General features: G+C 31.6%; 2 protein-coding genes. One reads left to right on the plus strand and one right to left on the minus strand.

What is annotated here, in order from left to right; all coding sequences use genetic code 11:
* Window positions 1–200 precede the first annotated feature (200 nt).
* Complete coding sequence (locus SB773_RS29715; RefSeq protein ID WP_002139383.1) at window positions 201–992, plus strand: sulfotransferase family 2 domain-containing protein; 792 nt, start codon at window positions 201–203, stop codon at window positions 990–992.
* Between the two features lie 93 nt (window positions 993–1085).
* Here the strand turns inward: SB773_RS29715 and SB773_RS29720 are convergent, their stop codons facing one another.
* A complete protein-coding gene (locus SB773_RS29720; protein ID WP_016093471.1) occupies window positions 1086–2006 on the minus strand; it encodes a DMT family transporter in 921 nt (306 codons plus the stop codon).
* Between the last annotated feature and the right edge of the window lie 349 nt (window positions 2007–2355).

The following is a 2355-nucleotide window of genomic DNA, read 5'->3' on the forward strand; positions in this document are numbered from 1 at the left end:
CATATTTCAATGTCAACCAAGTTTTTTTATTTCTTTTGTCGCTTTCTGCGTTGTTGCTATCGGCGACTTGTTCTATATTACACCTCTATATAATAATAGTCAACATTTCTTTTTCATTTTCCACAAAAAAATTCCATACACTCATACCTCATCTTTATTTTACATATATATAATCAAGATACATGAAAGGAGTGCATCAATTGTTGGATCCCTCCTTATTACACATCATTAGTACTAATGCAAGAAGCCCACACTATCATAGAAACTTTCCTCTCATTCTATTTTGGAGTCAAAAAAGTGGTTGTACTTCCCTTGCTAAGTGGTTTTTTTACCAGATTGATTTATTACAAACAGCTTTAAACTATCACCCCTTCATCCATAATTTCGAATATGAAATATACAAAAGTACACCGGCCTATAATATACGGCTAAGTGTAGCACTACGAGATAAACAAAAGGAAACTTTCAAACTGGTTCGCAATCCGTTTAGAAGAGCAGTCAGTTCTTTCGTGTCCTTAATTGCACCTCCTTATGTAGAAAATGAAGAATGGAAACCCATTCGAAAGTTTTTATATCAAAATGAAAATTCTCCTAAAGGAATCTCATTCAAACAATTTTTATACTACCTATTTACTAAAGGTGCTCATGCAAATGATATTAACGCTCACTTTACACAACAATATATAGCAGGTGAAGAAGAGTATGTAACCAATTATATATACTTAGAAAATTTCGATCAGGAAATGAAAGAATTAGAAAAACGTTTCGAATTAAAACCTGCACCGATAAATGAGTTTTCAACATCATGGCATCATCAAACCCCTGCCATGATTTATAAAGGGAATTTCAGCGATGCCGATATTACTGATCCTTTATTCCCTCGTCACCCGACTTTTGAAAGCTTTTATGATGATGAATGTATACAGCTCGTCAAAACAATATTTCAAAAAGATTTCGATACATATAGATATAACAAAGAATATCCCTACTAATTTAAGTCCATTATCTTCGCTAAATATAAAAAGATACCTTATACATATATATGAGGTATCTTTTTAACATTTAAACTATATAAAACATACAATTTAACAGTCCCTACTATCCATTTTATTACCCTTTAATAGATTACGTAACTTTTGCTTATCCGCCCATCCTACTCCAATTAAAACTAGACTCCCTCCCATTATTATCTTCCATGTCAGAGATTCATTTAATAGGATAATTGAAGTAATGATACTTATTAACGGCAATCCATTTAAGTACAGTCCACTTATTGATGCCGAGACCGTCTCTAGCGCTTTATTCCAGAACCAATATGCTAAAATTGTTGCCCCAATAACAAGGTATACTACACTAAATCCAATCTTCCATGTTTCGATTTTTGGGAAACCGTAGTAAAAAATTTCTATCATTGCAAATGGCAACACAATAGCTGCACCTATCATTAGTGTTACTGTAGTGAAAACTTTATTAGATAAACGTCGTTCTTGTTTTGGCCGTTTTAACAAAACTGTGTAGAACGCAAATAAAAAGGTACTTAATAAAATAAGTATATCTCCTATTAAAGACACCTCTTGATTAGTATCGCTAGATGGAATTGTAATAAAGAGCACTCCTATAGCGCCCAACATAATTCCGATCCAATAATCCATCTGAATTTTCTCTTTCAGAAAGAACGCTGAAAAAAGAATTGTAACTAATGGCAATGCAGCATCAATAATACTAACATGTAATCCACTTGTTAAAGAAATACCATAGGATGTGAACATAAAGTACCCAGCTACACCAGTAAAAGACAGTAAACTCATTCTTTTCCACGGAATATGTTTATGTATAACTGCTTTTTGTAGTTCGTTAAATGAGAAAAGCATACAAATTCCACCCGCAAAGAAAAGACGAATAAATAACAAAGTAAACGGTTGAATGGATTCTAATGCCCATTTCGTTGGTGCAATGGCTGTCCCCCATAATATAACAGCCACTAATAACATGCATATTTCTTTCATAATCCCCCACACCCATCAAAAAATATATGTTAGCTACCTTAATTATAGATTTTTTCTTATGTAAAATCCCTTAAAAATACAAAAAGATTAAGTGAAAAAGAACTGGATAGCTATTTTTCACTTAATCTTTTCATATAAGATCAAAAACATTATTGTTCATTCGACAACTAAATTAACATAAAAAGGTAATTCTTACCTTCTATTTATATTTAAACGTATTACTTTATCATCCGAATTTTATTTTATACCATTTCTATTTCATTATTTTTTCATCTTTAGGGTTATTAAATTTATGGATTTTAACCTTCGGTAAATAAAAATAAACACAAAAAAACCTAAGTCGAAACGA

The organism is Bacillus sp. SIMBA_074, from assembly GCF_046534555.1.
Taxonomy (GTDB): domain Bacteria; phylum Bacillota; class Bacilli; order Bacillales; family Bacillaceae_G; genus Bacillus_A; species Bacillus_A mycoides.